We start from the raw sequence: 6368 nt of genomic DNA, 5'->3' as shown, positions 1-6368 counted from the left end.
TCAAAGCCGTGAATCATGCTGTTCCCGCGAAATCAATGCATCCTGAGCCTAGGCAACTGTTCTGTTCATGGACTGCGCAAGGCCGCAGCGGCCCGTCTGGCGGAGCTGGGCTGCACCGAATTTGAGATCATGGCTATCACCGGCCACACGACCAGCAAGGAAGTCACCCGCTATACCCGCGCTGCGAGTCAAAAGACCCGTGCGGAAAGCGCGCTCAGGCGGCTGTCAGAGGAACAAACATCGGACAAAAGTGTCCCACTTTCGGCGGTGGTTGGAGATGGTGGGACAAAATCAAACTCCAAGCCACTGAAAGGAAACAGTAAACTTTAGGAGTGGTGCCCGGGGGCGGAATCATTCACGGCGGTGTCTGCCTATTTTTCCCTTATTTTTAGGCATGTATCGCGTTGGCCCTCCAGCCGACCTGTAGCAAATTCTGTAGCAATTTCCGGTGCGACGCCTTGAATCCTGAGCCAAGACGTGTATTTTCAGTCGGCTTTTGAATGGTCGAGGTTGCGATGGCAGGTGGAGTTTTCCGGCGAGGTAAGAAGGGGCTGTACACCGCTCGTCTCCAAGTACCAATCCAGTTCCAAGGCTTTTTGGAGAAGACAGAAATCTGGCAGGCCACGGGAACATCGGACTACGAAGATGCAATCGAGTTCCGGATTGCATGGAAGCGCCGCAAGCTGGCGGAGTGGAATGCGATGCTTGCCGGCGCCGCCTCGCCGCCTGCCAAGTCTCGGTATGAGATCGCGGCCGAGCTCACCGCGGCCCGGGGCTTCACCTACCGAACGGCGAAAGAGTTGGCGAGTGGTCCTTTGGAAGACCTAATGTCGCGTTTCACATCGTTGGAAACATCCAAGGAAGCGCCTGGCTCCGCGACTGTCTCGGCACTTCTGGGTGCTGTAGAGCGACCGAAGCTCACGATCACCGAAGTGGCGGAGTCGATGCCAGATCGGTTCCCGGAAGACGTAAAGTACAAGAATGAGCGGCAGAAGAACGTGTGGCGAGCCCGGTGGACACGACCCGCAGCCAAGTTTGTCGAACTGCTCGGCAATGATACTGTGTTCACTGAGATACACCGCGTAAATCAAGCGCTTCCTTTTCGGGATGCACTTCGCGACCGGATCATTGATGGCGACATTCTCGGTCGGAGCGCGCAGAAGGAAATCCAGCTTCTCAATCTCATGTGGGAAAAGTTCCACGCATCCCTGGGTGTCGATGAACGGGAAATGCCCTTCTCGCCTTTCGCGGGACTCGGCAAGGGGTTTAGCAAGCTCGACGAGGAGGAGGGTCGGAAACTCCAAGTGCCTTTGGATGTCATTGAGGAAAGGATTGTCGCCAAAGGTGCGCTGGATTTCATGAACCCGCAGGCTCGGGACATTACTTTAGCATTGGTTGAAACCGGAGCACGCCAATCCGAGATTGCCGACATTCCACCGCACTCAATTTTCTTGGATGCAACGGTGCCTCATATCTGGGTTCGCAGGGAGACCGGCATATGGGCTCGCGAAATCAAGAATCGACGAAGTAAGCGCAAAATTCCTTTGGTCGGAGTGGCGCTCGAAGCTTTTCGCCGCAACCCCGAAGGCTTCCCCCAGTATCGGCATAAAGGGACATATTCCGCGACCGCGAACAAGGCTCTGCATGCCCATGGCGCCCTCCCGGAAGACGTGACGATAGGCGGCCTCCGACATAGCTTTGAGGCGCGCCTGAAGGACGTCTTAGTTGAAAACGATGATCGGGCCGAGCTAATGGGGCATTCAGTGAAAAAGGCCCGCGGCCGGGAGGTGTATGGCGACGAAATGGAGCTTCGCAAGAAGCTTGAGTGGCATCTTCGTATCATGTTTAAGCCGCGACAAGCATAGCGCGGCGTTCTCTCCGGTCCCGGATCCTCTCCCTCGTGTTGTTCTTGGCTTCCAAGGCGGCAAGTTCATTTTCAAGCCGCTCGTAGATGCATTCCAGCGCATCACCGTCAGAACCTTCCTCGATGGCGTCTGCAAGGAAGTCCATCGCGTCCTCGACTTGCTTGATTTGCGCGGCGCGCGACGGGGTGAATCCCTTGTAAGGCATTGCCTTTCTGACCTCTGGCAGTTGAGGTCAGGAAATGGATACGAAAGAATTCCCTCGGAAACGAGTTTGAGCAAGTTTCGATATCCATTGAGCTCGGATGCGCTGAAGGTTGAGGTAACCTGAGACCGCCGCTCGGGCTTTGCCCTCCCGGCGGACTGAGGTGCGCATGAAATAGCGTGCTTTTGCGCCACGGTTGACAGTCTTACCGGGAAGGGCGGATTGCGAAAGTTCTCTGCGGGTGACCCCACCTTCAATCTGCACAAGCCAACGCAACGACATCGTAGGGCCCCTGACCCGTGGCATCTCGACGGGCCGCAGCAAGGGAGGCAGGCATGCTCCCGCCGCGGCCCGAGATCCTCCTATTGTAGCTCCACGCTCACCTGGTTGATGGTACGCCTCCGGCGAGGGCCGTCTGACGGGGATTTGGGCGTGATGCTAAGTCCGACCTTATGGTCGACCTAAAGTTCACACCCGAGATCGAGATCCTGGCAGCCGGGGATGTTCCGCGTCGGCGACACCTACAAGGTCGAAGACATGAGCTGCGGGCACTGCGTTTCCACCATCGAGACAGCGGTCGCCGCCGCAGCGCCCGGCGCGCGGGCGACATGTGATCTCGGCACCAAGACCGTGGTGATCACCGGCGCACGCGACGAGCGCGCTGTGGTGCAGGCCATCCGTGACGCCGGCTACGAGCCGATCGCCTCCTGAGGATTTTGCCGCAACAGTACAGTGTGGGTGCCGCCCGCGCGCCGCTTGCGGGCGGCGCCCCAGAAACTCACCCTGAAGCATCAGCTCGACAGCAGCTTTTTCCGGGCAGTGTATTCTTCGGGCTCGATCTCGCCGCGGGGGAGCCGCATGTCGAGTTCGGAAAGCGCCGCCTGACGGCCGCGCGGTGCGGCACTGGCCTCGTGGCTGCGGACGAACCAGATCACCCCGGCAACCACCAGCCCGAGCACGATCAGCCAAAGAACGGGGCCGAAGATCATCGACAGGCCGTGTCCGTAGCCCCAGTCCATCATGCGGCCGTAATCCTCGGGGTCCGCCATCGCGGGCGTGGCGACGAGCATTGATCCAATCAGAAGTCTTTTCATGACCATTTCCCGATGCAAGTTTGTGACTTGTCGAAGGTGCGCCTGCGATCGCTCGGCCACGTTGATCCAGCGCAAATGCTGCCACACGTTCAATCGCGCTTTCGTATCCGCAACCTTGCGTCCCAGCTCGCGCCCCTAATCGGGCGCACTGAGCCGGCACTGGACGTTGCGAGATCTTCTTGACCTTCCCCCCGCTGGAAGCCTCATCTGTAGCGGGACACTGACCACGACGACCGGAGGTTCCCATGACCCAGGCTCACGACTCGCAAGGCGCAGCGCCCCATGGTGCGACCTCTGAGGTCACCCGCGATCCAGTCTGCGGCATGACCGTGGACCCCGCGGCGGGCAAGCCCAGCCTCGAACACGATGGGCATCTCTACCACTTCTGCTCCGAGGGATGCCGCGAGAAGTTCCGCGCCGATCCCGGCGCCTATCTCACCGCCACCGATCCGGTCTGCGGCATGCAGGTCGACCGTTCTACGGCCGCCCATATGCTCATGCATGACGGTGAGAAGGTCTACTTCTGCTCCGAGCGGTGCCAGTCGAAGTTCGAGGCGGAACCCGAGGCCTATCTCGGCGACCGCCCCGCGCCGGAGCCGATGCCCGAGGGCACGAAATACACCTGCCCGATGCACCCGGAGATCATCCGCGATGCGCCCGGTGACTGCCCCAAGTGCGGCATGGCGCTGGAGCCGATGACCCCCTCGGCGGACAGCGGCCCGAACCCAGAATACGTCGACTTCAAGCGCCGGCTGAAGATCACCGCGCCGCTGGCGGCGCTGGTCTTCGTGCTGGAGATGGGAGCGCACATCGGCATCCCCTTCGCTGACTGGATCGGACATACGCTCTTCGGCTGGGTTCAGTTCGCGCTGGCGACGCCGGTGGTGATCCTCTGCTGGCCGTTCTTCAAGCGGGGGAGGGCCTCGATCGTCAACCGCTCGCCCAACATGTGGACGCTGATCGCGCTCGGCACCGGGGCGGCCTATGTCTTTTCCATCGTCTCGCTGTTGGCACCCGGCCTCTTCCCCGAGGCGATGCGCGACGAGATGGGCATGACGCCGGTCTACTTCGAGGCCGCGGCGGTGATCCTCGTGCTGGTGCTGGTCGGGCAGGTCATGGAACTGGCCGCGCGCGAGCGCACCGGGGACGCGATCCGCGCGCTCCTCGACCTTGCGCCCAAGACGGCGCGGCGGGTGAGCGATGGGTCGGAGGAGGACGTGCCGCTGGATGACGTCGCCTCCGGCGACATCCTGCGCGTGCGCCCCGGCGAGAGCGTGCCGGTGGACGGCGTGGTGACCGAAGGGCGCTCGTCGGTGGACGAGAGCATGATCACCGGCGAGCCGGTGCCGGTGGAGAAAACCGAAGGCGAGCCGGTCACCGGAGGCACGCTCAACAAGACCGGCAGCTTCCTGATGCGGGCCGAGAATGTTGGCTCCGAGACCACGCTGTCGCGCATCGTCGAGATGGTCTCCAAGGCGCAGCGCTCACGCGCGCCGATCCAGGCGATGGCCGACCGGGTGGCGGCCTATTTCGTGCCTGCGGTCGTGGGCGTGGCCTTACTGGCCTTCCTGGCATGGACGGTCTTCGGCCCGTCCCCGGCGCTCTCCTATGCCTTCGTCGCAGCCGTCTCGGTGCTGATCATCGCCTGCCCCTGCGCGCTCGGCCTGGCGACGCCCATGTCGATCATGGTGGCGACCGGGCGCGGCGCTCAGGCGGGGGTGCTGATCCGCGACGCCGAGGCGCTGGAGCGGTTTTCCAAGGTCGATGTGCTGGTGGTCGACAAGACCGGCACGCTGACCGAGGGCAAGCCGACGCTGACCGACGCCGAACCCGTGGAGGGCATGGAGAAGACCGAATTGCTCGCCTTCGCCGCCGCGCTGGAACGCGGATCCGAGCACCCGCTCGCCGAGGCGATCACCGCTGGCGCGCGAGATGCCGGGGCGCCGGAGCGGGAGTCCTCGGACTTCGAGGCGGTCACCGGCAAGGGCGTGACCGGCAGCGCCGGCGGACAGCGCGTGGCTCTCGGCAATGCGGCGCTGATGGCGGATGAAGGCGTGGACCTCGGCCCGCTCAAGGATCGGGCGAGCGTGCTCCAGAATGACGGCAAGACCGCAATGTTCGTCGCCGTAGATGGTCGCGCCGCCGGGCTGGTCGCGGTCGCCGACCGGGTAAAGGAGAGCACGCCCGAGGCGATCCGCGCCCTGCACGAGGCCGGGCTGCGCATCGTCATGGCCACCGGCGATGCGAAGGCCACGGCCGAAGCGGTCGCACGGGAGCTCAATATCGACGAGGTGCATGCCGAGGTCAGCCCCGAGGATAAGCACGCGCTGATCGAGAAACTGCGCCGCGAGGGGCTGTCTGTCGCCATGGCTGGCGACGGGGTGAACGACGCCCCGGCGCTGGCTGCCGCCGACGTCGGCATCGCCATGGGCACCGGCGCGGACGTGGCGATGGAGAGCGCGGGCATCACGCTGGTGAAAGGCGATCTCGGCGGCATCGTCCGGGCGCGCCACCTCGCCGAGGCGACCATGCGCAATATCCGCCAGAACCTCTTCTTCGCCTTCGTCTACAACTCGGCGGGGGTGCCGCTGGCGGCGGGCATCCTCTACCCGCTCTTCGGCATCCTGCTCTCGCCCATCGTGGCGGCGGCGGCGATGAGCCTGTCGTCGGTCTCGGTGATCGGCAACGCGCTGCGGCTGCGCGGGGTGAAGCTGTGAGGTGGCTGGGTCTTGTCGTGCTGACGCTGGTTGCGCTGGCCGGTTGGTTTGTCTTTGCCGGGGCAGAAACCGCCCCGGCGGAGGCACGGCAGATCGCCGAGGGCAAGGCGCTCTATGCCGAGACCTGCGCCGCCTGCCATGGAGCGAACCTTGAGGGCCAGCCGAACTGGCGCAGCCCCGGTCCCGATGGACTGCTGCCCGCGCCGCCGCATGACGCTTCCGGCCACACATGGCATCATCCTGACGAGGTGCTCTTTCGGATCACCCGACTCGGCACCGCCGCCGTGGTCGGCAACGGCTATGAGAGCAACATGCCGGGCTTCGGTGATCAGCTAACAAACGCGCAGATCGAGGCCATCTTCAGCTACATCAAGTCGACCTGGCCCGAGGAGTTGCGCGCGCATCAGGCGGAGATCTCCGCGCCGCCCGGGTAACGCGCAGGTTCACTTTTTCGGGAACCCTCCAGCGCTGGAAGGCCGTTGAGACTGAA

The 6368-nt window shown here is 63.3% G+C and carries 7 protein-coding genes; 5 read left to right on the top strand and 2 right to left on the bottom strand.

Annotated features, from left to right (window positions below):
• The first annotated feature begins 15 nt into the window (after positions 1-15).
• Together G0A00_RS25790 and G0A00_RS25785 are read left to right on the top strand one after the other, a co-directional pair.
• A complete protein-coding gene (locus G0A00_RS25790; RefSeq protein ID WP_235953389.1) occupies positions 16-330 on the top strand; it encodes a hypothetical protein in 315 nt (104 codons plus the stop codon).
• A gap of 170 nt (positions 331-500) precedes the next feature.
• Positions 501-1865, top strand: a complete 1365-nt coding sequence (locus tag G0A00_RS25785; RefSeq protein ID WP_164185535.1) for a DUF6538 domain-containing protein — start codon at positions 501-503, stop codon at positions 1863-1865.
• On the opposite strand, the gene G0A00_RS25780 is transcribed toward G0A00_RS25785, so the two are convergent.
• Complete coding sequence (locus G0A00_RS25780; RefSeq protein WP_164185534.1) at positions 1846-2070, bottom strand: hypothetical protein; 225 nt, start codon at positions 2068-2070, stop codon at positions 1846-1848. The two genes, G0A00_RS25785 and G0A00_RS25780, sit on opposite strands and share 20 nt — an antisense overlap.
• Before the next feature lie 498 nt (positions 2071-2568).
• On the opposite strand from G0A00_RS25780, the gene G0A00_RS25775 reads away from it, so the two are divergent.
• Entirely contained in the window at positions 2569-2778 is a 210-nt protein-coding gene (locus G0A00_RS25775) for a heavy-metal-associated domain-containing protein (RefSeq protein ID WP_164185533.1), read from the top strand.
• Between the two features lie 80 nt (positions 2779-2858).
• Here G0A00_RS25775 and G0A00_RS25770 read toward each other — a convergent pair whose 3' ends face one another.
• Positions 2859-3161, bottom strand: coding sequence for an SHOCT domain-containing protein (locus tag G0A00_RS25770; protein WP_164185532.1), 303 nt, complete (start codon positions 3159-3161; stop codon positions 2859-2861).
• A 245-nt stretch (positions 3162-3406) separates the two neighbouring features.
• On the opposite strand from G0A00_RS25770, the gene G0A00_RS25765 reads away from it, so the two are divergent.
• On the top strand, positions 3407-5878 hold the full coding sequence (locus G0A00_RS25765) for a heavy metal translocating P-type ATPase (protein WP_164185531.1): 2472 nt from the start codon (positions 3407-3409) through the stop codon (positions 5876-5878).
• A gap of 5 nt (positions 5879-5883) precedes the next feature.
• On the top strand, positions 5884-6312 hold the full coding sequence (locus tag G0A00_RS25760) for a cytochrome c (protein ID WP_203595520.1): 429 nt from the start codon (positions 5884-5886) through the stop codon (positions 6310-6312).
• The last annotated feature ends 56 nt before the right edge of the window (positions 6313-6368 follow it).

The sequence above is a fragment of the Salipiger sp. PrR002 genome (assembly GCF_010500775.1).
Lineage (GTDB): Bacteria > Pseudomonadota > Alphaproteobacteria > Rhodobacterales > Rhodobacteraceae > Salipiger.
This window is presented reverse-complemented; position numbering and strand designations above follow the sequence as displayed.